The following is a 25,814-nucleotide window of genomic DNA, read 5'->3' as shown; positions in this document are numbered from 1 at the left end:
ACCGACAGTTTTTGTTTTAAATTTTTGAACAAAAAAACAAAAAAATGCATTTATAAGCAAAAAACCCTCATTTCGAGGGTTTTTCGCTTAGTGTATTAAGTACAAACAGGGCTTAGTTTGTTGCCTCTGGCTTTGGCAATAATGCCTTGCGCGATAGTTTCAATTTACCTTGCTTGTCAATATCCAGCAACTTCACGCGCACTTCATCGCCAACCTGGAATATTCCGTCCATGCTTTCAAAGCGCTTGTGGTCAATTTCTGATATGTGCAGCAGGCCATCTTTACCGGGCATAATTTCAACAAATGCACCAAAAGGCATAATTGATTTTACTTTGCCTTCGTATATCTCGCCTACCTCGGGTTTAGAGGCAATGTTTTTAATGCGTGTAACGGCTTTATCAATCGCTTCTTTGTTATCGGCAAATATCTGCACGATACCCTGGTTGCCCACTTCTTCGATAGAAATGGTTGCACCTGTTTCACGCTGCATCTCCTGGATAATTTTACCACCGGGACCAATTACGGCGCCAATGTATTCTTTATCAATTTTAATGGTGATAATGCGCGGCGCGTGTGGTTTATAATCTTCGCGCGGTGCCTGTATGGTTTTAGCCATCTCACCTAAAATGTGCAAACGACCCTCTTTAGCCTGGTCTAACGCGTTGCTCAATACTTCGTATGAAAGGCCATTGATTTTAAGGTCCATTTGTACAGCAACTATACCTTTTGCAGTACCGGTAACTTTAAAGTCCATATCACCCAAGTGATCTTCATCACCTAAAATATCTGATAGGATTGCATATTTGTCGCCACCCTCGTTAGTGATAAGGCCCATAGCAATACCTGATACCGGCGCCGAAATTTTAACACCTGCATCCATCAGGGCCAATGTACCGGCACAAACCGTAGCCATTGATGATGAACCGTTAGACTCAAGGATATCAGAAACAACGCGAATTGTATATGGATTTTCATCGTCGGCAGGTAAAACGCGTTTTAACGACCGCATAGCCAGGTTACCGTGACCGATCTCGCGGCGGCCGGCTCCCCTGTTAGGGCGAACCTCGCCGGTTGAGAAACCTGGGAAGTTATAATGCAACAGGAATTTGTTGTAACCGTTAATGAAAGCGCCATCAATCATCTGCTCATCATCTTTGGCACCCAGCGTAACCGTAGTTAACGATTGCGTTTCGCCGCGGGTAAATACCGCCGAACCGTGTGCCGATGGCAGGTAACCTACCTCGCTCCATATAGGGCGTATTTGTTTGGTATTACGGCCGTCTAAACGTTTGCCTTCATCTAATACAAGGTTACGTATAGCATCGTACTCCACATCATGGTAGTATTTTTTTGCCAGGCCTTTTGTAATATCATCAATCTCGCCTAATGTTTCAATATAAGCATCACGTACAGCTTTAAATTTAGCAGCACGCTCCTCTTTTGCTGATGCAGAAGCTGCTATAGCATAAACCTGATCATAAGTAGCAGCGTAAATAGCTTTTTTAAGCTCTTCGTTGCTATGCTCGTGGTTGTAGGTACGTTTTTCGGTTTTACCAACTTCGGCAGTTAACTCTTTTTGTACACGGCAATGATCTTTAATGGCGTTATGTGCAAACTTAATAGCCTCAACAAGTTCAGCTTCCTGTATCTCGGCAGACTCGCCTTCAACCATGTTGATGTCATTCTCGCTGCCGGCAACAATAAACTCCAAAGTTGCGTTAGCTAACTGGCTAAGCGTAGGGTTAATAACCAGCTGGCCATCAATTTTAGCCACACGCACCTCAGATATAGGTCCGTTAAACGGTATATCAGAAACAGACAAGGCTGCTGACGCTGCCAAACCGGCAAGTGCATCAGGCATAATGTCTTTATCAGCAGATATCAATGAAATCATCACCTGCGTGTCAGCATGGTAATCTTCAGGAAATAGCGGGCGTAATGCACGGTCAACCAAACGCGAAATTAAAACCTCATAGTCTGATAAACGTGCCTCGCGGCGTAAAAAGCCACCCGGTATACGGCCGGTAGCGGCGTATTTCTCCTGGTAGTCAACAGATAATGGTAAAAAATCAACTCCTTCTTTTGCTTCGGGCGATGATACTACTGTAGCCAGTAACATGGTATCGCCTTGCTTAATTACTACCGAGCCATCGGCTTGTTTGGCCAGTTTTCCGGTTTCGATCTCAATGGTGCGGCCGTCACCTAAATCAATAACCTTTTTAATTACGTTTAAACTCATCTTTTTGTGTTTTTGGTACGCTTTTCATCTTCGGGAGCGCACCGGTTTTGTTATGTGTGTAAAATATTGTTTCAAAAGTAAAAAAGCCATCTCCTAAAATCTGAGACGGCTTTTTAAAAAAATTTAGTACATATTATTTGATGATATCCCTTAGCGATAAAGCCTTGATGATAGCACGATACCTTTCAATATCTTTTTTGTACAGGTAGGCAAGCAACGCACGGCGTTTACCTACTAATTTTTGAAGCGAAAGCTGGGTTGAAAAATCGTGCTTGTTCTTTTTCAGGTGACCTGTTAAGTGTGCAATACGATAAGTGAATAATGCAACCTGTCCTTCGGTTGAGCCGGTATCAGCAGCGCTTTTACCATGTTTTGCGAAAATTTCTTGTTTCGCTTCGGTACTTAAATACATTACTTGAATAATATTAAAGCTGTTAAATAATTTTGTTAATTGTGGGTGCAAAGATAAGTTTATTATTTGTGATGTGCAAGGGAGAATTATTACCGAGTGAATGAGTGTTGGTTTAGTGACTGACTATTATACCGCTCTACTACCCCGGGCGAGACGCCAGGCATTCGCAGCCTGGCACGTTTGTCGGCTATTTTCATGTCGTAGCAATAACTGCTAAATTTACAAACAATTTAATACCCCATTGTTTTTGAATAACATATGACTGCCACTACCTACAAAACCTTTGAAACCGAACTACGCGTACGCCCTGACGATATTGACATGTACCAGCATGTGCATAACAGCAAATATTTTGACTACGTGCAGGCAGCCCGGTATGAACAAATGGACGTGAACTACGGCATGAGCATGGAGGCGTTTTTGCAGCGTGGTTTAGGCTGGCTGGTACGTGCTGTACATATAGTATACAAGCGCCCCCTGCTGATGGGCGATTATTTTATTGTACAAACCAGCGTTGAAGACATCAGTAAAAAAAGTTGCCGCGTAAGATTCAGCATTGTTATAAAAGCATCAGGCAAGGTAAGCGCCGACGGCTGGTTTGATTTTGTAATGATTGATATGAAGACGGGCAAAAGCTTAACTATCCCCGAAGATATTATTGTGCACTACACACAGTTTGTGGCCGGGTAAGCAACTGTTTATGTTTTTTATGTGGCATTATATAATACTATATTAGCTACATGAAGAAACTTTTATTATTCTGGACTATCGTTGCCGGCTCTTTTTTGCTATCCTGTTCAAAAGACAAGCCAGAGCAGATAAAGGATAATACCGCGGTGCGGATGGCGCAGATAAAGAAGATAGCCGAACAAAACCCCGATGGCTTCACCATTTATAGCGCCGATTTAAAATTTGTTACCCACGGATGGGTTGTGGGCATGCTGGAAACAAAAAATAGTGTAGGCGATGAGGGCTTGCTAAAAGTAATACGTATTGCTGACAAAACCACAGGCGTTATGGGCGGCTGGCTCTATGAGGGTGTTTTTTACTGGGATGCCTCGTACATTGTTGAAGATGAAGCCGAGGCCAGCGCACTTGGCAGGAAAAACCAGCAAACCGCCATTTACCATTTGGATACCGGAACAACAAAATTTTTAGATGGTGATGCAAGCCGTAGTCACAATAGAAAGTACGGCAAAGCACAGCGCATCTCCCGTATGCGGCAACCAATTCCCAAAGAATTTGACATTAGTAATAATCTAAGCCTTACCCATTAACATCAGTAATAAACGCACTGCCTGTGCCACCCTCTCCATTGGAGAGGGTTTATAGTATATTGCAAGTAGACACTACTATTCATGGGTGAGGCCGCTTCGCCTACCAACCTCGCTATAAACTACAGTGATAATGCGCTGCCTGTACTACCCTCTCCATTGGAGAGGGGTTGCACGAAGCTGCAAATTACCCCACCGCTAAAGGGTGAGGCGCTAAAGGATAGAAGAACGCACCCACCCACTGCTCACTACTCACTACTCACTACTCACTACTCACTACTCACTACTCACCCATTCACCCTCTTAACCCTCTATCAGCATCCCGTAAAACTCGCCAACATCCATACCGGCGGCACGTACCTGCTGTGGTATCAGGCTATTGGCCGACTGGCCGGGCGTGGTGTTCACCTCGATAAAATAAAAGTCGTTGGTGCCTTCCTGTAAAATAAAATCGATGCGTACCATGCCTCGGCAGTTAAGGCGAATGTATACTTCAGTGAGTATGCCGGCTATTTGTGTGGCCTTATCTGCAGGTATATCCGCCGGGGTAATTTCTTCCGAAACACCTGGCGTGTACTTGGCTTCGTAATCAAAAAAATCCTTTGAGCTTTTTATTTCAGTTGCCGGCAGTACAGTTATTTTGCCATGCAGGCGCGCTATGCCCTGGCTAAACTCCCGGCCCTGTATAAACTCTTCAACCAGTACCTGGTCATCCTCGCGGAAAGCCTTTTCGAGCGCTTCGGGTAAAGCGGCAGCATTATAAACTTTGCTCATGCCTACACTGCTGCCGCCGTTATTGGGCTTTATAAACAGCGGAAACTTTAGTGCCGATGCAATGGTAGCCACATCATGCAAATCGTTTTTCAACAACTTTATTGAGCGCGCGGTATGCAGGTTGGGCACATCATGCACTATGGCTTTTGTATATGCCTTGTTCATGGTAATTGCCGAGGTGGTTGAGTCGCAGGTGTTGTAGGGTATGCCCAGCATATCAAAGTACCCCTGCAGCTTTCCGTCTTCGCCGGGGGTGCCGTGTATAGTGATAAAAGCGAAGTCGAATTTTATCTTTTCGCCGTTAAGGGTTATGCTAAAGTCGTTTTTATCCACATCAACCATACCCCCGGCAGCTTCATATACCCAGCGTTGCCTGTTAAGCAATATGGTGTATACTTTATATTTTGATGCATTTAAACTGGAGGCAATGTTTTTGGCGCTGTTAAGTGATACTTCGTATTCGCCGGAATATCCGCCGGCCAGCAGTGCAATGTTTTTAGTTGTCATACGTTTTCAAATATAGTTTTTTGCGGGGGAAGTGGAAAAACCGATGACCCTGAAAGTCCGAAGTACAAAAGTCCAGAACCATTTTGGATCTGTATGTAATATAGTTAATTATCGCAGCATCTTTCCGGACTTGCGGACTTTAAGACTTTGCACTATATAAATTATGGCAAACTGTAGCATCATCTTTCCGGACTTTCCGACTCGCGGACTTTCCGACTTTAACCCTAAAAAATTAAAATTTTTCACCTATGTTTGATAGCTGATTGCTTTACCCCGATATATAAAAGATGAGTAAATTCTGGGCTTACTTAAAAACCTCTTCATTTCGTAACACTATTTTGCTGGCGGCCGCCACCGTTTTTACCGTGGTGATGATCGCTTTTTTTAGCTTAAGCTATTATACCCGCCACGGATCGGGCATACCGGTACCCAGCCTTAAGGGCATGGACATTGCCAAAGCCATCAGCGTGCTTGAAGAGCAAGGTTTTCAATACCAGGTTGATTCGGTGTACATATCAAACCAGTTGCCCGGCACCGTTATTGAGCAGGACCCTGATGCCGGTACCAACGTAAAAGAGAACCGCGTAATATACCTTACCATGGTTACCCAACTGGCGCCTACCGTTGCCCTGCCCGACCTGGAACAAAGCAATTACCGCGAAGCCATATCAATATTAGGAAATTACGGGTTAAAGCTGGGCGATACCATTTACCGCTCAGACATTGCCCGCGACCGCGTGCTTGAAGTGCGACTAAGCGGCCGTGTAATAACCGCCGGCACTAAAATACCGAAGGGCTCATACCTCGACCTGGTGCTTGGCGATGGCGCCGGCGCCAGTGAAGTGGAGATACCCGACCTGCTTAACCAGGACCTTGATGCCGCACGCTTTGCCATACGCGGCGCAGGCTTAGCGTTGGGCACGGTTACCTATGAGGGCGAAATAACCGACTCCACTAACGTAGTGGTAGTGGCCCAATCACCCATGCGTACCGACTCAACCAGCAAAACAAGCATAGGCACACTCATTAACATAACTGTATCGCAGGGAGGAACTGTTACCAATGAGCAGCCTGTCGATTAGTGCGGCCGAACTTACTGAGCGCCTTGGCAAAGGCGAAAAGCCCGTAATTATTGACGTTAGGGAGCAAATTGAATACCATACGTATAATATTGGCGGCGCCAATATTCCCCTATCTGTGCTGCCCGGTAAGGTTGATGATTTTGGTTACAACAAAACCGATGAGCTGATTGTTATTTGCAAGGCCGGCATACGCAGCCGTACCGCGCAGGCTATATTACAGCAGCATGGCTATCAAAACGTAAAAAATTTAACCGGCGGGCTAATCGCCATTCAAAAATTATTATAACATTCCACTTATAAAATGGACCAGGAAAAAACATCTTCATCAGGCACCATCAAAAAATTCATTATCGCTTTAGTTGTTATTTTAATTATAGCATTGGGTGTAACAGGCGTTAACTACTACCTTAAATTTTTTGGCGCCAATGTTACCGATAAGCAGGAGTATCTATACATAAAAACAGGGTCGGGTTTTACCGATGTGTACCAAACCATACGTGAACAGGGTATTGTTAAAGATACCACCTCGTTTATGTGGACGGCACATAACATGGAATATGTAAATAAGGTAAAACCGGGCAGATACAAGCTTGAAAAAGGCATGAGCAACCGCAACCTTATCAACCGTTTAAAATCGGGCACGCAGGAGCCGGTGAAAGTAACTTTCAGAAACATCAGGCAAAAGCAGCAGTTTGCAGCCTTTATTGCCAAACAACTGGAGCCCGATTCTGCCTCAATTATTAACCTGCTTGATTCGGCCGCTTTTGTAGAACGCTATGGTTTTACTACAGACAACGTTTACACCGTATTTATGCCCGACTCGTACGAGTTTTACTGGAATACGCCTGCCGATAAGTTTTTTGAGAAGATGTATGGCCACTATCAAAAATTTTGGACAGAAGAACGTAAAGCCAAGGCAGCGGCAATAAACCTTACCCCGCCCCAGGTATCTGTACTGGCCTCTATAGTGGATGCCGAGGCGCTGCATGATGATGAAATGCCCATAATTGCCGGCCTATATCTAAACCGCCTAAAAATGGGCCGCCTGCTGCAGGCCGACCCTACCGTAATATTTGCTATGCAGGATTTTACCATTAAACGGGTATTAAGGCGTTACCTTACCTACAACTCGCCTTACAATACTTACCTGTATACGGGCCTGCCACCGGGCCCCATCATGATGCCATCAAAAAACGCGGTAAACGCCGTGCTTGATCATCAAAAGAACAATTACATTTACATGTGCGCCAAAGAAGATTTTTCGGGCTATCATAACTTTGCCACTAACGAAGCTGAGCATTTAAAAAATGCGCGCAAGTTTCAGCAGGCGCTTAACGAACGCAACATCAAAAGATAATGTTTGAGCATACCACCAAACTACGCGTACGCTACGGCGAAACCGACCAGATGGGTTATGTGTACTACGGCAACTATGCCGAGTTTTTTGAGGTGGCCCGTGTTGAGATGCTGCGCAGCCTGGGCATGACCTATCGCTCAATGGAAGAAGAAGGTGTGATGATGCCCGTAATGGAAATGAAGTGCAAATACCTTAAGGCCGCCCGGTATGACGAGGAGATCACCATCAAAACCACCATGGAAGAGATGCCCCGCGTAAAAATCCGCTTTGTTTACCACATTTATAATGAAAAGGAAGAGCTGTTGCATGTTGGCGAAACCCTACTGGTATTTGTTAACATGAAAACCAACCGACCCTGCGTTGCGCCTAAAGAGCTTACCGAAAAGTTAAAATCTTTTTTTGCGTAAATTTGCGCTGAATGAAAGCCGTCCATCACTTTTTACTCCGATTTGTTTTTTACCGGTATATAGTACGGTGGTCAAAAAAAGTGGTGTTGCCCGGGTTTGCCCCCCTGCCCCTGTATACCGTAGTTGTTTTTTTTATCCTGGAGATAGAGCAGCGGTCGCTGGGTAACAGAGCATCGTCACTGGCATTTAGTTTTATGCTGGCCGTTTTCCCGGCGCTTATCTTCCTGTTCACGCTGATCCCTTATATCCCTTTTGAAAATTTTCAGCGAACGATGCTGGATCTCATACAGCTGATATTGCCTACAAAGGCTTATGAGGCTTTTCAAAACACCATTGTTGATATTGTTACCAAGCAAAACTCAAAGTTACTGTCGTTTGGTTTCCTGTCGGCCTTATACTTTGCCACCAACGGCATGAATAACCTGATGGAAGCCTTCAATAAATCATCCCTGCAGCTCGAAACGCGCAGCTGGCTAAAACGGCGCTGGGTGGCCTTGCTGCTAACGCTGGTAATCAGCTTCAGTATGTTTGTTGCCATCATCATCATGATGGGCGGGCAAATAGTACTTAAATTTTTGCAGGAACTCCTGTTTACCACCAGCGAGTTTTGGCCGTATGTATTTACCCTGTCGCGGTGGCTTATTGTGGTAGTTATATTTTTTGTAACGCTGTCTATACTGTACCGGTACGGCCCAGCGCACAAGCAGCGCTGGAAGTTTATAAACCCCGGCTCGGTACTGGCTACCTTGCTGGCTATATTAACTTCGGTAGGTTTTACGTATTACATCAACAATTTTGCCTCATACAATAAAGTATATGGCTCCATAGGTACGCTTATAGTGGTAATGATATGGATGTACATTAACTCGCTGGTTATCCTTATAGGGTTTGAACTAAACGCCAGTGTCGACCTTTCCAAGCGCAATATCAAGATCGTAAAACCGGTATTCAATACCTTTAAAAACCTCCCGCAATCGCCCGACGGCAAGTAACGCAATGACTTACAATTGGTTACATGCCAAACAAATTATTTAAATTTTTTTAACATTACCGCTTGCCAATTTGGGCCGGTTTTGTACTTTTGTCCCCGGAGAGTTGGCAGAGTGGTCGATTGCGGCAGTCTTGAAAACTGTTGACTGTAACAGGTCCTGGGGTTCGAATCCCTAACTCTCCGCAAAAACAAAAAGCACTGAAATCAGTGCTTTTCGTTTTTATAATAATACCGACTATCCAACACCGGGATCTTCAATTACAGATCAAGGGACAGCCAACCAGACTCTAAAATCTACCTGTTTATGTTTCTTGCTAAAATTAATTCCATTCAGCCATAATTTACCGTAGCCGGCTTAGACCACTGTACATATCGGATAGGATTTGTCAGATCGCTTTGTTACTGCCTCACCATCTGCCGCTCGTACAAATACAAAACTTATCTTTCTTTAATGTCCCTGATAATAACATCAAGGTTGTTTTCGAGTTGATGTCCGCCTTTGCTAACTTTTCGGTAAGTAGCCGTGGGATGCTTTTCCCGGTAAGCGGTAAGCTGTTTAAAAGGAACTTCTTCGTCATCCTGGCAGTGATAAAAGAACAGCGGAATATCTTGGGGAAGGTGTTGGGGGAAATCTTCAGAAAGTTTTAATCCTTGCTTCCATTCCTCATCCCCACTCCAGAACGGTGTAGCAATCAAAAAAATACCGGATATTTTTTTGGAAATACTATTTTCAGAAAGATACTTTAAAAGCAGCGAAGCGCCAACAGAATGTGCGATCAGTATAGCACCTTCTTTTAGCTCGTCAATCTTTCTTCCAATCTGGCTTGGCCAGCCAAAATCGGGTGCGGTGTCATCACTTTCCAAACGCGGATAATGTACCTCATAGTCACTTCCTAATGCTTTCTCAAAAGCAGATACCATCTTCGCGTCAGCCGTATAACCGTCGTCGCCTCCGCCTTGAATAAATAACACCTGTTTTTTAGTACCCATTTTTGTTGATGCTTCAAATACGAAAATAAATGATCGGCTTATAATATTTAAGTGTGAAAGACGACAACTTTAAGGGGCAAACGCGTCATTACAGGTAGAAAATCTTACACGGTCTGCCTTCCAATATACAACATGCCCACACACATCCCCACCCATTAACCATTGTGTAACTTGCAGTATCCGCATACCCATACCTTGCGCAGGATAAGCGCAGGCAGTGCTTCATTACCGCCTGCTAACGGTGAGACAAAACACGGAACAAAGGCGTGAAAATAAAGCATCTACATTAAGTCGCCTATACAAGTTATCGTTTAATAATCCTACATTAGTATAACTAATTACCAATTAAATCTAAATTATTATGAAAAGCAATGTACTAATCACATGTTTGTGGCTGGGCTGTGCCCTGGCCTTTCCAAGCTGCCGCAAAACCGAAAGCCCAATTGCCGGAAATGGCACCGGTAAAACAGGGGCAAAACAAAACAATGCTACCATTACCGGCGCGGTGCCTACCGGCACTTTCCGTATTTTTACGTACTTAACATGGGGCGCCGGCGACCGTACTTTAGGTGTCGACAACAATAGCTACAGCCCGGGCGCCGTACTTAAGCAGTTAAACTACGTAGCCCAAACCAGCCGAGACTGGCGCATAACCGACCTGGGCAACGGTTACCATATCATTATAAATGCCTACACCGGGCAGGCTGTAACCATTGGCAATACTGCCGAACATTCATCGGTGATACAGTACCCGTTTGGCAACAACGTGCCTGATAACCAGCAGTGGAAAATAGAGTACCAGGGCTATGGCGTATACCGCATCAGGGCTAAACAGGCTTTAACCAAGGGCTTCCACGTCGACCCAAGTTCAACCGCGCATGGAGCTACCATTAAAATACAAACCTATTCGGCTGCCATACAGGGCGAAGGTTACTTTTTGCTTGAACCGGTAACCGCGGCTTATATGGATCGGTCGTCAACCAATTTTTTCAGGCGCGATGATGCCACCGGGTGGAACGCCGGCGACGGCACTAACTCGGTCGAACTGTCAAACGGAAAAGTGTTATGGATGATGGACGATTCGAACATAAGCACCTTTGCCAATGGCACCATTACCTGCAACCAGGCCATGGTAAACAACGTGGGCCTGCTGCAAAACAAGAGCAACTGGACATCAAAACCCGCTACCCTGTTAGGCGCCGGCGGCAGTAGTTGGGTAAAAAGTCAGCCCGGCACCACTAAATATAACTGGATAACGGCAGGCTTTCAGTTTGGCGACATTGTATACATGTATTGCACAACCATGAACGGCACTACCGAGGTGGGGCCCGACCTGTGGGCGCGGTACCAGGTATCAACAAATACTGTTATCAGCTATGCCAATCTGCCTGCCACGGGCAGCCTCTCCTTCGGCAAAGGCTTTGTGGTAGGGCCTGATAATTACATATATGCCTACGGCACCAAGGCTGGCTTTATAGTGGCCGAGCTGCACGTGGCCCGCTTCCTTAAAACCGCAATAGCAGGCGGTACCTGGACGTATTGGAACGGGTCTGCCTGGGTTACCAACCCGGCCAGTTCGGTTGCCGTTGGCGAGTCGGCGGCGCCATTTCCGTTTGTGGCCAAGGTGGGCAGTAAATACGTAATGGTAAGCACCGAATTAAGCACAAACTGCGGCGAAGGTACGGCCATCTTTACCTCGGTAAGCAACAGCCTTACAGGCCCGTTCACCGCCGACGGCGCGGCAGGCTCGCCCTACCGCAAACAGGTATACAACATACCCGACCTGTATAACGGCACCGCCGCACGCTTTTACTGGGGCATACCCCATCCCGAATACGTAAACGCCCAAAACGAACTGCTGATAACCTACAACGTTAATTCTGACGGTTCTAACTGCGGCACATCATGCTCCGCCGGCAGGAAAGACCCGGGAAGGTACCGGCCAAGGGGGATTAGGGTGCCGATGAGTTTAATTGAGTAGAGGGGTTTTGCCTTTACCGTTAAATCCTCTGCGCTTATAATCCTTCTCTTTGCACAAGCAACAAAGCCTGTTTAATAAGTGATTAAACAGGCTTTGTTGTTGATTTTCTTTACAAGAGACGTTTATTTGTGCCGCTGGTCTACCCCGCCCGGAGAACGTTGGTTAACTTCCTAGGCTGTTACTAACGATTACTACGGCGATATTGATTTTAATGCATTTTTAAATAAAAACAGCGATACAGGGGCCTAAATGAAGGGCAAAACGCGAGCGGCATCTTGCGGGGAATTATCTCTATTTACAAAGATTCCAGGCTTCCAAAAGCACACTCATATCATCACTGGTAAGAGAAAAAAGTCCAGTTCGACGGTTGTGTAATTGAAAGCTTGGTTTTATTGCATAAACGATATTGATAGGCACTTTACTTACCATCGGATAAATATCCGGATCACTACATCGCTGATAAAACAATTTGAAACTTTCCATTTCATGCATCATGTTCTCCAATTTTGCATTATGGAATTTACCGGAGCGAATGGTAATTTGCGCTAAATTTTCCATTTGACCCCGGTCTAAATGGAGTAACCATTTCATTCCGTGATGGATGTCGTCATCTGGTCTGCCTACCTTTTTTTTGCGATTTATTAAGTTTAATATACTTGATTTGAAAGGTGACAGTTCAAGATCATTTTCAAGCACTTTCAAATTTACTGCAAGCTGTGAAACGATAATAGGACTATCAAAACCAAACCATTCTGTCATAATCGTATGAAGTTCAAAGGTTAGACACAGTAATGTATATGCTGGGCCTAACAAGCTATTTCCCATAAATACTGCAAAACCATGATCGGCAAGCATAAGATGGTGATTTAACCATTTCTCCCGTTCTTCCAGATTATTTGGATCGGTAGCAAACGTTATTAAATCAATTTCCATGCTTAACTTAAATCGGGTATGCAGAAGTATTGCAAAAGCTTGCAAAAGTACATTGTCTGTTTGCTTTGCATATTCATCTACCGAGTGTAATTCACGGGTGAACAGTTCCTGCATTGCTACTATTCTTCGTGCTGCTATTAGACGTTCGTCGAGAGATAGCGGGCTGTCAAATTCCTCAAGGACGATCATTTCGTTGAGACCTTGTGTACGGACAAGACCGATAAAAAGCGCAAGGTTCTCTAAATTCCATAACTTTAGATAATACTTGTTGGTTGCTTCATCCATCTTATCAATTACCTCGGCAAGATCACTGATTTCCTCCACCAGTTCAACTGGTACATTGGTAAAAGCTTTGATGAGCAATAACTCAAAGTTTAGAACATTCAGGCGGAGCGTGACTTTGTTACCCAAGTCATCAGTTTTTCCGAGCAAAATCTTGCATTCCTCGATAAACTCTTTAGCATCAATTGTACCTAAACTATAATCGTTTTTCAGACTGATAAAATGCACCATTAGGCTTTCACCATCTGATAGGGTGAACCTTTTTAATGCTCTTTGTACATAGTAGGCGGAATCTGCAACCTTTCCCGTTTCACTAAAAGAAAGCGCAGCTAAAATCGAAAGTTCTTTATGTTGAATTATTTCACTGTTTGGTAGACGATTGACTAATTCATAAATCGTAGGAATATCGTCGACCGCAATTGACGACAGGCCCAATCTTCGTAAAATTTCAACTATATCCGTGGTAGAATTTACGTCGTATTCTGACACGAAGTTCATTTTCAGGACGGGCAGATCATAGCTTGCTGCATGATCGCTCGTCATTTTGGACAGATTTGTAAATCGCTTTAGAAAAGTTTTATGTATTGTTGCAACTGAATTTGAATCTAAAACATTGGAAACCGGTATGTGGACACTAACCTTATCATTTTTTTTCCAGTCATCGCTTTCGCGTTCCATCAATTTCTGATAGATCTTTTCTACATGTTCATAGTATAGCGTTTGGGATGAAACGTCATAAATAACTAATAGCCCGAAGATGGGGGTATTTCGCATCATATAGCCCAGCCTAGAAGTTAGCCAAGAGTATGAAATAACATAACCATTAGAAATCAACGATGGTGTTTCAATACTTTTTAGCTGTACTCCAAAATGCCAGTTTTTTGCCAAGCGGTTTTTAATCAGCTCAACAAGATAATCGCATCCCTTATCGGGGATCTGCTCTCTGGGGATATAACCTGCTTTCTGACTTAATATGCCTGAAAGCTTATTTTTTGCCTCATCATCATGTTCTGAAGACGCATCTATTTGTGGTAGGTCGTCAAATGCCATTAAATAATAGTTCTTTGAACTACTAATATAGCTAATCAGGTTGTTATGTTTAAGAATGTTGCTTAATTAATCCCAGTTATCCCAAACAAAATTTCTCGTTTTGCGATAAACTAAAAAGCGGTGCACAACACCTCCAATTACACTACCTATGCAAAAGAAAAGTTTTAAAATAACCTGCGGATTAAAGGAAGGATACGAACCGGATGGCCGCCTGTTTACCTTTGAGGATGCCGAAAAAGTTGTTGCCGGGTGGATGAACACGCGGCTGGCCGGTAACGAGCCTATTGTTAGCGGGATGCTGCAAGCCGGTACCATCATTTTCCCGGCGCCTGAAAAGGCCCCGGAGAGGGTGTCGGTCACCCCTACCGTTATCTTCACCGGCGAATTATCCGGCGAAGAAGATATGAGCCGTGATGACGGTGAGGTTCGCGCGACACTTGAATCGCTGGCTTCGCTGATGAAGGACACCTTGTTACAGGAATCTGTATTTGTGACCTACCTTGATAAACACTGGTGCGTTTAAAGAGAAGCCGGGAACAGGTTTACTTAAAGGTATAAGGCAGAGTAGTTAGCGCCTTGGTGTCGTCTTATCCGGTATTTAACTATATGAACTAAAGCCTATTACGCTTGTCGGATTAAACTGAGTGTACGCTGGTCGCGCAGGCCGCCATAAAATTTTGCGAGCACCTGGCCAAAAACCGGGGAACTTGCAGGCACGGCTTCAAACAAAGTCATGCTTGATTGCAGCTTTTGGTCGTCGGGGCTGCCGAACACATGGTGCGGGTTATCTGTTTGCAGTTGCAGCAACGCCCGGCAAAGCTCAATAAGCCGTGGGCCAAGCGTTTCGTGAGCAAGGTACGCGCCGGCTTCATCTATATTTTCTATAGCGTAAAAGCGTGATGTATCTGACATGCCCAGGCCGGCCATTTGCGGAAAAATGTACCACATCCAATGGCTGCGTTTGCGCCCGGCTTTTATTTCAGCCAGCGCCGTTTCGTAGTCATGTTGCTGCGCATCAATAAACCGCTGTAATGTACTATTGTAATTGTTCATTTTTTTCGCAGCCGCTTTATAACACACCCCGCCACTATGCCGCCAAGCGTATACCAGGCAACGGTAAGTACTTTGGTTTGATTTGTTTTGGTAATTGGGGCATCATTTAAGCCCATTGGTTTGGTTAAGGTGAGGGCCCCAATACCCGCGGCCAGCCCGGCAGCGGCGCCTATAACCGGCAATTGTTTGCGTTTGCCCGCGCCAATAGCACTGTAGTACAAGGCATTGCTAACCAAATCAGCCGCCATTGTTGCGCCAAACAGCGCATTGCCCGTGGGTGGTTTAACACCTAACTTGCCGAGCCCCTTGGCCATGGCCTCCTCGCCCACCAGGTCAACCCGGGGCGCCGCGTGGTAAAACTGCTTAACGGCCTGGTGCACGGCGTTTAGCGCAATGGCACCTGCTATGCCGCCAAGTAAGCTGCTCATTGTTGTTTTCATAACACTATATATTTTGATTGATGTACCCCTGTCAGTAATATAAATTTCTACTTATTGCTATCACTACCGTCCTCCTTGTCAATATCATGTTTGGGCGGTACAACGTCGGTGTCCCTTTCAACCTCTTTTTGCTCTACATGCACGGCAAAGTCGGCCGGCTCAATGCGCTTGCCTTTAAAGTCCACATAGGCACGGGTAAATTCGGCACCAAAATATAATATGGCCGCTGTGTAGTATATCCAAAGCAAAATAACTATGAGTGACCCGGCAGCGCCGTAGGTTGAACTGGTGCCTGATTTTTCGATGTAAATACCTATTACTAACCGGCCTATCATAAAAAGTACGGCAGTAAAAATAGCCCCCGAGCGTACATCCTTCCAGCTTATTTTGGCATCAGGTAATACTTTAAAAATAACCGCAAACAGTACCGTGATTACAACAAAACTGAAAAAGACACTGATAATGTTAAAAATGGTGACAGTAATGTCAGGTAAAAAATTCTTTAAATAGTCGCTTAGTGCCGTTATTGCGCCGTTAAGTATTAATGATACCAGCAGAAGAAAGCCCAAAGTGACTATCATAGAACCTGACAATATCCTGTCTTTTATCATTTTAAGCCAGCCTTTTTTGGGCTTGGGTTTAACCTGCCAGATAATATTGATAGATTGCTGAATTTCGCCGAACACGGTAGTTGCCCCGATAATAAGTGTCGCTACGCCGATAATAACCGAGATGGTTGACTTACCAGACATTTCAAGACTTTTAATCATATCCTGTATCTGCTTAGCGGCATCATTACCTACAATGCCGTTGATTTCTGTAAACAACTGGTTTTGCATAGCCTCTTTGCCCAAAACAACGCCTGCTATGGATATTACCAGCAGCAGTAAAGGTGCCAACGAAAATATGGTGTAGTAAGCCAGCGATGCACTGAATTTAAGTGCGAGGTCGTCAGTAAAGCCGTTAAACGCGGCTTTTAAAATGGTAAAACCATCTTTAAATGATTGCTTTGTAAAATAATCTTTAACAGCCATAAAAGTAAGGGTTAGTGTGACTTAAACCGTGATGATTGCCAGCTGTAAAATCCCGCGAAGCTACACACCCGGATAGGCAAAAACCGCTTGTATAATAGTGCCCGGTGCAAGCGGCGGTGTCGGCATTTGTTTTTGTCATAAATTATCTTTATATATTCTGATAACCTGAAACGGGCTTAATAGTTCATTAAATTTTAAAGATGCCGCAATTGCCTTAGCACCGGTTTAAAAAAAGTTGGGCGGAGACACGCTATAGTAAGCATTTGCATAACGGCGTCTATTAGCATACATTTGATGCATATACCCACGCTAAGCGTGGATACAATTTAGAATGGAAAAGAAGAACGCATTATCATTTACACTAATTGTGGTTGCCATCATTTTAGGTGTATCATTGTGGAGGCAATTTGACGTTGAAACTTTCAGGTTTGAAAAACCAGCTCTCGCTGTTATTTATCTTATTGTGTTTGCCGCCTCTGTTTTTATATTGATAAAAAACGCGGTAAGTAAAAACGGTCGTTGACCCACTATGCACGCTTGGCTAACCTTTTCTCAGTTACATTACTCTGCCGTCTTTGTAGCTTCTTGTGATGATTTTAAAATACAGCGGCGCCGTTTCTATGCTTAGGGATCGGGAGGAAGTTTTGTCGTTTTAAAGACATATCACCATGGCTTAATGGTTTGTAATATGTTAGTATATCACCTATCACTATCTTTACAGCAACTATTTCATACACATCATTTATGAAGAAGATAGGCTTTTTATCGTTCGGACATTGGTCTGATCATCCTGCATATAAAACACGTACCGCAGCAGATACCCTGCTGCAATCTATTGACCTGTCCGTGGCTGCCGAAGAACTAGGCATTGACGGCGCATATTTTCGTGTCCACCATTTTGCGGCGCAACTGGCTTCGCCTTTTCCCTTATTGTCGGCCATTGGCGCCAAAACGAGTAAAATAGAAATTGGCACCGGGGTGATTGACATGCGTTACGAAAACCCGTTATACATGGTTGAAGATGCCGGCGCGGCCGACCTTATTTCGGGCGGACGCTTACAATTGGGCATTAGCCGGGGTTCGCCCGAACAAGTGATTGACGGCTGGCGCTACTTTGGTTACGAACCAGCAAGCGGCGAAACCGACGCGGAGATGGGCAGGCGCAAGGCGCTGGAATTTTTACGAAGGCTGGATGGCGAAGGATTTGCGGAACCCAACCCCTACCCTATGTTTCCAAACCCACCGGGGCTGCTACGTTTGGAGCCACACTCAGAGGGCTTGCGCGAAAGGATATGGTGGGGTGCGGCATCTAACGCCACGGCAGTTTGGGCCGCCGAAAATGCTATGCACCTGCAAAGCTCAACCCTTAAGTTTGATGAAAGCGGCAAGCCGTTTCACATTCAACAGGCCGAACAGATAAGGTTGTACAAAGAAGCGTGGAAACAAGCCGGGCATCAGCGGGAACCCCGGGTTTCGGTTAGCCGGTCTATTTTTGCATTGGTGAATGACCAGGACAGGGCTTATTTCGGTCAATCAAAATCATCAGACAGCTTTGGTTACATAGAGGCCGACAAAGTTGCGGTTTTTGGCCGAAGCTACGCCGCCGAACCCGACCAGCTAATAAAACAACTGGCCGAGGACGAAGCCCTGCAAGAAGCCGACACCGTGCTGTTAACTATACCTAATACCTTAGGTGTTGACTACAATGTGCACGCGCTATCAGCTATTTTAGAGCACGTTGCGCCGGGATTGGGCTGGCGGTAAATGCTGATTTTGACAAATTGTGCGATTAAGCCGGACGGATGTAACATTTTTTAAAGCTGACTACGACGTATGATTGTGGGTACTATCAACCGTGCCTTTTTTCGGCTTGATTATGGCCCGACCAATTTCCATTACACCAACTGCCACAAGTCCCGCTATTAAGCCGAAAGCAAATTCTTTTACAATTGCCGGCACGGACGGAAAAAGATGGTGTAAAAAATTGATACTATGCGCAAAAATGCCGCCCGAAACCAGGATAAGCGCTATTGTACCTACAACGGCCAGTATGCGGATCACTATCGGCAACGCCTTTACCAGTACCTTGCCCAAAGCTGTGGCAAACCCCTTCTCGCCCGAGCGTTTTATCAAATGCAATCCGGCATCGTCCATCCTTACCAGCAGAGCCACAATGCCATACACGCCAACGGTAGCCAGTACGGCTACAGCAGACACGGTGAGTATCTGCGTGGCTGTGCTTTTATCGGCAACGCTGCCTAAGGCAATAATAACAATCTCAACGGATAGAATAAAATCAGTTGTAATTGCCGACCGGATCTTTGTTTTTTCGGCATTGGGGTCATCCACTACCGCTTCCTTAATTACCTCATGGCCACTTTTTGAACGATGAAACAGGTAATGGACTATTTTTTCGGCACCTTCGTAGGCAAGGTATATACCACCCAGCAACAAAATGCCCGTTACAGCTGCCGGTAAAAACGCATTGAGCAACAAAGCAACCGGAACTATAATAATCTTATTTACGAATGATCCCTTTGTTATAGCCCACAACACCGGCAGTTCACGCGCGGCCATAAACCCGGTGGCTTTCTCAGCATTTACAGCCAGGTCGTCCCCCAGTATACCCGCCGTTTTACGTGTTGCCAACTTTGTAGCCACTGCTACATCGTCCATTAATGCCGTAATATCATCAAGAACTGCAAAAAAACCAGATGCCATAATCTATAAAGCAAGCCCGGGTCATTTGGTTTTACTACTATAAAATTATTTTAGGAGACGCTGTGTTGGCGTCTATCCCTAGCATTGTAATTTTCTGTTGTCTATAACATCGCCGTCAACATTCGCTGCTCAACTAACGAAAACACACTTCTTGCCTGAATAGCATCAAGAACAGGTAAGATTAAACGCCAAACAGCCCCTTTTAACTTTAACCCTGCCTGGATTATAAACCCGGCTTCCTTAATAACAGCCATCCAAAAACTGTTACCAAAACTATGGCGACTGCACCTAACCAAACGCCCATTTTAGCCGGCTCTTTCGCCTGTTCACTGTATTTTGCTTGAATTTTGGCTTCCGAAGCTTCTTTTTCCCTGACGTTTACAGCCAACTTTTTGCCGATATTTTTTCTATCCTCATTGTTGTTCACACTGGTTACATCCCTCTCTTCAATTGTTTGCTTATGTATAGGTGCCAGTATTTGCTTATCCTTAACACTGATATTAGTTTGCAAGGTATTTGATGCGCTGTCAAGCAGATGCGATACCTCAATATTATTATCTTTTACTACGGTTATACCACGGTAAAGGGTGCCCAGATCCAGCGGCACAGACAACCTCGTTTCAAAGCCCCGTACATTTACAGGCTCTTCCACTTTTTCCATAGTGGTAATTCTCGACCGGTCAACTTGTTGTCTGTCCGAAGAATATACTGACCGATCGTGTAAGACAAGGCTACTGTCGCGCCCATACTCTCTTTTACTTTCGCTATTTTGTAACGTGGACGCTTTTTTCAAGGTAGTTTTTTTGAACATACCGCAGCTGCTAACTATTAGCAAAACCGCGATGACCAATGTTACACTTTTCATCGGTAAAGTTTTAACCTGGTTACGGCGCTGTCCAGTTGGCGCAATTTTAATTCTTGCCTTAGCAAGCTTGTGTCTATCCCGATACCCCGACGATTGCCGCCGCTGTATAGACTTCTGGTAGGCTGTGCCGAAATAAATGTTATTAACAGCACAATTGTTAGCAATATACCTTTCATCTTATTTGCTTTTTAATTTGTTGATGGTTTCTGTAACCTTATTTAATACCGGTTCTATACGCGCTGTGGTACTGTCAACTTTAGCTTTTGTACTATCAGTTACCACTTTTATCTCGTTGAACCGCGGGTCATACCGGTTGATTATTCGTTGATAGAGTTTGGCCTCACGCTCCTGCCAGTATTTGGTATCATCAATGCGTGACCTATTCAGCTCCTTGTTCTCCATAAACAGGTATACAACAGCGGCTATCAAAGCCACAGTAACCGAGGCTCGTAATTTGCTATCAAACAAGCCTACCAGATCGGCAAATACTTTTACCAACCCGCTTTTCTGTATATCCGTCATGGTTTAATTTATTTTATTTTGCCAGCTCGATGTGCGGCTTATCGACCGGGCGTTTCCAGTCGCCGCCCCATGTGATTCTTATGCCCAAATCACTACCCACTTTTTGTATATGCCGGGCAATCAGAGTAAATTCAGCATCAGCATTCCAGTCAGTCCGGCCGTTTATAAACGGCACAAAATCGATGGCGTAGCCATAACCATCAGCTTTTGGCTGATGGTTTGACTTTTTTCGTACACCGTCTGCGTAAGTAACAATCGGGCCTTTGGTTGCCCGCCCTTGCGCGTAAAGCTGCTGTTGCCGGGCTGTTGTGCGCACTCCCTCTACAATCGTGAAGTCGAAAGGCGATGTTTTAATCGCCTCTTTGATCACACGCATCAAATTAGGGTGTACGCCAATTAATACTGATTTGCTGGCTTGTCCAAATTGATACATGCTACCTCCCTACTGCTGTACAATAAGCAACTACACGCGCATTTAATAAAGCATGTTCATGAGGTGTAAGGCCGCTGCCAACCCAATTAAAGCCTATCGGCTCATTGAAAGCCCATCTGTTAGCGCTCGTTCCATTCTGGGGATCAGAAATCCCTAAATACCCGCGTGTCCCAGCCACGAAGTTATTTGTGTCGGTGCCGGATGCTATCTGGACACCTTCGTCATAAAGAGTTACGGCATTATTAATGCGTTGGCCGCATAAGAAACCTTTTTTTGCTTCTGTATATGACGAACCTGGGCCAATTGGATTTGTAGTGCTTCTGCCCATATTTACCTGCGTTACCGATGAGATATATCGACCGATGTAAATACGGTTATCATTATCAGGAGCAAGTTTAGCCATCGCTTGATGTCCGGACGTTTGCGCGTTAGTGCTATTGTATACCCCTAGGCTAATATTAGGCGCTCCCGAAAATGGGAAAACGTACTCGCCGTAACGCGGAGCTACACTAGCCGTATATCCTAGTACTGTATGAGCTCCAGGGGCGTCATTTACCCAAGTTATTACATTGTCAGCCGTATCCTTTATGCTGTAACGTTGAGAGGTAGCTGTTGCACCTGCAAGAGGATACACAGCGTAGGCTTTGCTCCATAGACCATCGGTTTGGAGGCCATAAAACAAGCCTTTAACTGCCTCGACTATTATCGGGTCAGTTATACCACTAAGTGAAAAATATTGGTCAAGCGTTTCAATGGTCATCAAATTACGCGTGCTGTAATCAGCGTGTTCGTTAATAATTGCTATTCCTGTTTGCATTTTTATAAAGTTTTTTGAAATGTTAAAGCCCAGTTGTGAAGCGGAATTTGGATAAACCCGTCTTCTACTATTTCTATATCCCCCATGCTGTCCCGCAAGTTACCCATATTGAGCGCATATGATAAGACCATGCCTGCTGTTACCGGAACAGCAACTATAATTCTAACAATGTTCCCTGCCAGTATAGTTACCGAGGATATTGTTACGGTGCTGCCGCCACTACGTAGCGAAAACCCATAATTAGTAACGGGCGCGTAAGTGTCGGTATCGAACACCATCGGGCCATGTGGCACATAATATTTAAGTTCAATTGCGGTACCCGCGTAATGTATGCTTTCGACATCAAGCGGCATCCATTCTTTACCTTCGATAACAACCTTACGTGCAACCATTGACAGGTACGAACCGAGCAGCAGCTTCGATGATATAGCGGTTAAATGCGAACTATCCACAAAAGCCATTATAGTAGCGTTCACAGCTAAATGGCAGTTAGGGTTTTCGCGGCATATTTCAGCATGAGCTGTACCGATTGAAGGCACGCCATTATTCTTACCTTTAGTTGCAACCTGGTACATCACAATTTGAATGTCATTCGCTTGGCCGGTGATAGCTTTTATATCTGTGTTGATATCCGTATACAATTGATTAAACCGGGCCTTGTAGTCACCTATTGTCGTACCGTCCGTTAAATCCTGCTCTCCCTGGACCCATGCCATAAACGGAACATTGTATACACGGTTATCAGTTGCAGCCAACGCTTTTGCGGCCGTCACACTGGCAATCATGTCATTGTAGTAAAGAGAGCCTTTTTGCAGTTGCAGTATTGTACGACCACCAGCACCGCTGGCACTACACAATAATTTAATGTTTTGGCTTTCGACAGTTGAACCGGTAAGTTTCTTCAAAGACTTGAATAAGTGAGAGGCAAACCCGGCGCAAGGAGTTTCGCCATATCCATCACCGCTTGTAGTCTCAACCAATGGCACTAGTGAACCATAACGCAACTCCGAAGTGCCACCACCATCGTTTGGCCTTACACCTCCGATAAACCGTAATATATTAGCTGAAATTTGTGCTATAGTAATCGCTACATTACTGCCGCCTAAAATAAGGCTCTGTCCATAACCAATGAAGTGCAAGAATAAAGAAGGTATGTTCAAAGCGGACCACTTCAAATACTCCGAATCGCCTACTACCTTCCCGTTCAATATCGCATATCCAACATTGCCGTTAGCGTCGCGCTCCGAAAAGTCAAACAACGGGTCAGGTATGATTTTCGACGCCGCTATACTAACAGCCTCCTTAGCGACAACCTCTAGAAACTCTGTTGTACCGTCGCTATGAACAGCTATGATAACCCTACCCGCAGCATCCCTTTCCACCCTGTCTATTCCGGATGGCAATACTTCGTTATTCTTAAATGTATTGGCCACCATCTCAACAACCCTACTTATTAAGGAAGCAAGGTTAACAGCTGATTGCGGTGTTGTGGGGTCAGGCACGACATTGCCCGCTGACATTGAGCTTGCCTCAATAGGCTTAGCTAGCACTGTTTTGATTTTTGTATTATCAACTGTGTAACCAAGGTCGCTATCTTGAATCACGCCAGCTAAATCGGCCGGCTCGTAAGCAAAGCGTTTCTCGTCTAACAACCAATACTCACCCGTATAATAAGCCCTTGCATATAATATCGCCTCACCTTCGCCAGTTGCAGCTACTACTAAGGGATCGCCGTTTTCATCAAGAAGGTTGGTGTAAGTACCAGCACCGGAAAGTTCATAATACTGGTTAGCTAACGGTGCGTCAGGAGGCATTATGTCGGTTCCGGCCAAGCCGAGATTTTCACCTCTAAGTTTTTCTGCCTTAAAACTTCTTAACTCGCCATCAGCATTTAAACCGAAAAACTTCGTGTTGGCTCCTACCCCATCTCCCTCAGGCACACTGTTGATATCCGTCCCATTAATCGGCAGTTGATTAAACTCCATTTATTTATTCCTCCAATCGTTGTTCCTGTTGCTTACCGCGCTTATTTTAGCGGACGATGTGACGTCGCCGCTTTTATTACCGCAATAAGTCCACAGGGGGTAATTAATTTTTTTATCATTTAAAAACTCTTCGCAGTCGGCCCAGTAGGCTAGCGCCATTGAACGGGCATCCTGGTATTTCGCCATTATATGTTGCTGACTGGCTGCTTCAGAAAACTGGGTTTGCTTTACAACGAAGCCCGCATCTGTGTGCTTTAGGTTATCGCTCAATATAAAGCGGGCATACGTAAAATATGCTATTACAACCTTCAGCCCCTCTAATCGTACATCGTGACCGCGCTTGTTGGTGTATTGTTTGCCATTAAGGAGGTCCTGGTATTTTGCATCTCCCGAGTTTTTGAGCAGATCATACAACAACTCGGGACCCAACAGCCGCTTAACTTCCGATTGCTGTGCTTCTTGTATAAGCGGCTCAATACGGGCGGGATTATTTATAGCCTGTGCTATCTGCCTGATAGCCTTTATATCATTAATTGTTATTAGCGCTTCCATTTGAAAATGTAAATTCTGTTATCGAATAATCCCCACCGGCCGGGGCTATCACCGGGTTAAAATTTTGGCACAGCTGCAGGGCTGTTTCTTCCATCAGGATGCGTTCGCGACTGGTTTTTTTGTTGTAGAACTTTACAGCGTCCTCAATCTCGGTTGCTGTGCCAAGCTTTCCGGGCACGAGGGCGTTTAGCAATACCGGCGGTATACCATAGTTTTCTATGATGGCATCCTTGGTGGTTCGGTTTGTAAGCTCAAATTTTTTATCCGGGTCGGTGCTTTGCAATGGCTTTAGTTCGGGTATTTCATCGTCGCTTTCAACCTCTACCAAAAATATCTGCGTAGACTTTTTAGCCCCCTGAAATTCTTTTAGGTCTTTCTTAAAGTCACCCCGCTCACTTTCGCTTTCAAATTTTCCTTTTTGAATAAACAGCATATGATCTAAGAAACCGCTGCGTACCGAATTATTGCGAAAAGTTTTAATCTGCGCATCGGTATCAATATCTTCCAGTACCGGGTCGGCCGGAGCCAGGGGATATTCATCATAGCCGTCGGCAGAGTACCAGAATACCTGTCCTTTGTAGTTTTGCCAACCACCGGCCGCCCTTATCTGTGCCTCAATCATCTCCGGGTCCGGATTGTAGCGGTCTATCCAGGCAATATCTTTTTCGTTGATACTCCTTTTCTTTAGCTTCGCCCAGTCCGGGTACACTGCTATGCGGTTATGCTGTTTATCGTTAGATTCATTAGGCAGACGGCAATTTTCAAAAGGAAGAATGTTAAAGCCGGCCGGCTGGTACAGCGCGTTATAGTTTATGTGCACTGCAAACCCGCGCAATTCAGCATAGTCTATAGCCCAGCTGCGCAACAGCTTATCCATGGTAACACCGCGGCCGTTAACCAGCGCCTTATAAAAAGACTTATCCTTAAAGCCTTCGCCTTCGATAAAGCGCGAATAAGTACCCGAACACTGGCTGGCAGTACCAGACGCCCTGATCATCGCCTTTATGCGCTGAGGATACGCGTTATCAACGTCGTAGTTAACGATACCGTAACCGTTGTTATCCTTCAGGATTATTCTTTTCTCAATATCAATTAGTTGGATCTTCATTCAAA

Annotated in this window: 27 protein-coding genes and 1 tRNA gene; 12 read left to right on the top strand and 16 right to left on the bottom strand. The window is 44.9% G+C overall.

Features of this window, described 5'->3' with window-relative positions:
* Nucleotides 1-112: 112 nt before the first annotated feature.
* Nucleotides 113-2,239, bottom strand: coding sequence for a polyribonucleotide nucleotidyltransferase (pnp, locus tag DJ568_RS15655; RefSeq protein ID WP_114006238.1), 2,127 nt, complete (start codon nt 2,237-2,239; stop codon nt 113-115).
* Between the two features lie 133 nt (nt 2,240-2,372).
* Nucleotides 2,373-2,651, bottom strand: coding sequence for a 30S ribosomal protein S15 (rpsO, locus tag DJ568_RS15650; RefSeq protein WP_114006237.1), 279 nt, complete (start codon nt 2,649-2,651; stop codon nt 2,373-2,375).
* Nucleotides 2,652-2,909: 258 nt separating this feature from the next.
* On the opposite strand from rpsO, the gene DJ568_RS15645 reads away from it, so the two are divergent.
* Nucleotides 2,910-3,341 (top strand): acyl-CoA thioesterase, encoded by a 432-nt coding sequence (locus tag DJ568_RS15645; protein ID WP_114006236.1) that lies wholly within the window; start codon nt 2,910-2,912, stop codon nt 3,339-3,341.
* Nucleotides 3,342-3,391: 50 nt separating this feature from the next.
* Nucleotides 3,392-3,928, top strand: a complete 537-nt coding sequence (locus DJ568_RS15640; RefSeq protein WP_114006235.1) for a hypothetical protein — start codon at nt 3,392-3,394, stop codon at nt 3,926-3,928.
* 300 nt (nt 3,929-4,228) lie between these two features.
* Here the strand turns inward: DJ568_RS15640 and DJ568_RS15635 are convergent, their stop codons facing one another.
* Nucleotides 4,229-5,206, bottom strand: a complete 978-nt coding sequence (locus tag DJ568_RS15635) for a D-alanine--D-alanine ligase (RefSeq protein ID WP_114006234.1) — start codon at nt 5,204-5,206, stop codon at nt 4,229-4,231.
* A 287-nt stretch (nt 5,207-5,493) separates the two neighbouring features.
* On the opposite strand from DJ568_RS15635, the gene DJ568_RS15630 reads away from it, so the two are divergent.
* From DJ568_RS15630 to DJ568_RS15605, 6 genes are all read left to right on the top strand, one after another.
* Complete coding sequence (locus DJ568_RS15630) at nt 5,494-6,288, top strand: PASTA domain-containing protein (RefSeq protein ID WP_114006233.1); 795 nt, start codon at nt 5,494-5,496, stop codon at nt 6,286-6,288.
* Entirely contained in the window at nt 6,269-6,574 is a 306-nt protein-coding gene (locus tag DJ568_RS15625; RefSeq protein WP_114006232.1) for a rhodanese-like domain-containing protein, read from the top strand. Before DJ568_RS15630 ends, DJ568_RS15625 begins: the two co-directional genes overlap by 20 nt.
* 15 nt (nt 6,575-6,589) lie before the next feature.
* Complete coding sequence (mltG, locus tag DJ568_RS15620; RefSeq protein WP_114006231.1) at nt 6,590-7,645, top strand: endolytic transglycosylase MltG; 1,056 nt, start codon at nt 6,590-6,592, stop codon at nt 7,643-7,645.
* Entirely contained in the window at nt 7,645-8,052 is a 408-nt protein-coding gene (locus DJ568_RS15615) for an acyl-CoA thioesterase (protein WP_114006230.1), read from the top strand. The genes mltG and DJ568_RS15615 overlap by 1 nt, the downstream gene beginning before the upstream one ends.
* An 11-nt stretch (nt 8,053-8,063) precedes the next feature.
* Nucleotides 8,064-9,044 (top strand): YihY/virulence factor BrkB family protein, encoded by a 981-nt coding sequence (locus tag DJ568_RS15610; protein WP_114006229.1) that lies wholly within the window; start codon nt 8,064-8,066, stop codon nt 9,042-9,044.
* A gap of 97 nt (nt 9,045-9,141) precedes the next feature.
* Nucleotides 9,142-9,226, top strand: a tRNA-Ser gene (locus DJ568_RS15605).
* Nucleotides 9,227-9,481: 255 nt separating this feature from the next.
* On the opposite strand, the gene DJ568_RS15600 is transcribed toward DJ568_RS15605, so the two are convergent.
* On the bottom strand, nt 9,482-10,033 hold the full coding sequence (locus DJ568_RS15600; RefSeq protein WP_114006228.1) for an alpha/beta fold hydrolase: 552 nt from the start codon (nt 10,031-10,033) through the stop codon (nt 9,482-9,484).
* A gap of 361 nt (nt 10,034-10,394) precedes the next feature.
* Between DJ568_RS15600 and DJ568_RS15595 the strand changes: the two genes are divergently transcribed.
* Nucleotides 10,395-12,014, top strand: coding sequence for an RICIN domain-containing protein (locus DJ568_RS15595; protein WP_114006227.1), 1,620 nt, complete (start codon nt 10,395-10,397; stop codon nt 12,012-12,014).
* Between the two features lie 291 nt (nt 12,015-12,305).
* Here DJ568_RS15595 and DJ568_RS15590 read toward each other — a convergent pair whose 3' ends face one another.
* Entirely contained in the window at nt 12,306-14,279 is a 1,974-nt protein-coding gene (locus tag DJ568_RS15590) for a DUF4365 domain-containing protein (RefSeq protein ID WP_114006226.1), read from the bottom strand.
* A 148-nt stretch (nt 14,280-14,427) separates the two neighbouring features.
* Between DJ568_RS15590 and DJ568_RS15585 the strand changes: the two genes are divergently transcribed.
* Complete coding sequence (locus DJ568_RS15585) at nt 14,428-14,802, top strand: hypothetical protein (RefSeq protein WP_114006225.1); 375 nt, start codon at nt 14,428-14,430, stop codon at nt 14,800-14,802.
* A 98-nt stretch (nt 14,803-14,900) separates the two neighbouring features.
* Here DJ568_RS15585 and DJ568_RS15580 read toward each other — a convergent pair whose 3' ends face one another.
* Genes DJ568_RS15580 through DJ568_RS15570 form a run of 3 tightly spaced genes read right to left on the bottom strand, consistent with a single transcriptional unit; the run spans nt 14,901 to nt 16,806 of the window.
* Complete coding sequence (locus DJ568_RS15580) at nt 14,901-15,332, bottom strand: DUF1810 domain-containing protein (RefSeq protein ID WP_114006224.1); 432 nt, start codon at nt 15,330-15,332, stop codon at nt 14,901-14,903.
* The gene (locus tag DJ568_RS15575; RefSeq protein WP_233496704.1) at nt 15,329-15,760 is read right to left on the bottom strand and encodes a hypothetical protein; all 432 of its coding nucleotides are present in this window, start codon (nt 15,758-15,760) and stop codon (nt 15,329-15,331) included. The genes DJ568_RS15580 and DJ568_RS15575 overlap by 4 nt, the downstream gene beginning before the upstream one ends.
* A gap of 59 nt (nt 15,761-15,819) precedes the next feature.
* The gene (locus DJ568_RS15570) at nt 15,820-16,806 is read right to left on the bottom strand and encodes a YihY/virulence factor BrkB family protein (protein WP_114006222.1); all 987 of its coding nucleotides are present in this window, start codon (nt 16,804-16,806) and stop codon (nt 15,820-15,822) included.
* Nucleotides 16,807-17,137: 331 nt separating this feature from the next.
* Between DJ568_RS15570 and DJ568_RS15565 the strand changes: the two genes are divergently transcribed.
* On the top strand, nt 17,138-17,329 hold the full coding sequence (locus DJ568_RS15565) for a hypothetical protein (protein WP_114006221.1): 192 nt from the start codon (nt 17,138-17,140) through the stop codon (nt 17,327-17,329).
* Between the two features lie 221 nt (nt 17,330-17,550).
* Nucleotides 17,551-18,570: an LLM class flavin-dependent oxidoreductase gene (locus DJ568_RS15560; protein ID WP_114006220.1), complete on the top strand. Its 1,020-nt coding sequence runs from the start codon at nt 17,551-17,553 to the stop codon at nt 18,568-18,570.
* A 60-nt stretch (nt 18,571-18,630) separates the two neighbouring features.
* Here the strand turns inward: DJ568_RS15560 and DJ568_RS15555 are convergent, their stop codons facing one another.
* From DJ568_RS15555 to DJ568_RS15515, 8 genes are all read right to left on the bottom strand, one after another.
* Nucleotides 18,631-19,527 (bottom strand): DUF808 domain-containing protein, encoded by an 897-nt coding sequence (locus DJ568_RS15555; protein ID WP_114006219.1) that lies wholly within the window; start codon nt 19,525-19,527, stop codon nt 18,631-18,633.
* A gap of 223 nt (nt 19,528-19,750) precedes the next feature.
* The gene (locus tag DJ568_RS15550; protein ID WP_158534956.1) at nt 19,751-20,392 is read right to left on the bottom strand and encodes a hypothetical protein; all 642 of its coding nucleotides are present in this window, start codon (nt 20,390-20,392) and stop codon (nt 19,751-19,753) included.
* A gap of 177 nt (nt 20,393-20,569) precedes the next feature.
* Nucleotides 20,570-20,914: a hypothetical protein gene (locus DJ568_RS15540; protein WP_114006216.1), complete on the bottom strand. Its 345-nt coding sequence runs from the start codon at nt 20,912-20,914 to the stop codon at nt 20,570-20,572.
* A gap of 13 nt (nt 20,915-20,927) precedes the next feature.
* Complete coding sequence (locus DJ568_RS15535; RefSeq protein WP_114006215.1) at nt 20,928-21,347, bottom strand: M15 family metallopeptidase; 420 nt, start codon at nt 21,345-21,347, stop codon at nt 20,928-20,930.
* Nucleotide 21,348: 1 nt separating this feature from the next.
* Nucleotides 21,349-22,164: a hypothetical protein gene (locus DJ568_RS15530; RefSeq protein WP_114006214.1), complete on the bottom strand. Its 816-nt coding sequence runs from the start codon at nt 22,162-22,164 to the stop codon at nt 21,349-21,351.
* A 2-nt stretch (nt 22,165-22,166) separates the two neighbouring features.
* Nucleotides 22,167-24,149, bottom strand: a complete 1,983-nt coding sequence (locus DJ568_RS15525; RefSeq protein ID WP_114006213.1) for a sialate O-acetylesterase — start codon at nt 24,147-24,149, stop codon at nt 22,167-22,169.
* Nucleotides 24,150-24,701 (bottom strand): DUF6712 family protein, encoded by a 552-nt coding sequence (locus DJ568_RS15520; protein ID WP_114006212.1) that lies wholly within the window; start codon nt 24,699-24,701, stop codon nt 24,150-24,152.
* Nucleotides 24,679-25,809 (bottom strand): phage portal family protein, encoded by a 1,131-nt coding sequence (locus DJ568_RS15515; protein WP_114006211.1) that lies wholly within the window; start codon nt 25,807-25,809, stop codon nt 24,679-24,681. The genes DJ568_RS15520 and DJ568_RS15515 overlap by 23 nt, the downstream gene beginning before the upstream one ends.
* Between the last annotated feature and the right edge of the window lie 5 nt (nt 25,810-25,814).

Origin of the sequence: Mucilaginibacter hurinus, from assembly GCF_003324525.1 — a bacterium.
In the GTDB taxonomy this organism is placed as follows: Bacteria; Bacteroidota; Bacteroidia; order Sphingobacteriales; family Sphingobacteriaceae; genus Mucilaginibacter; species Mucilaginibacter hurinus.
This window is presented reverse-complemented; position numbering and strand designations above follow the sequence as displayed.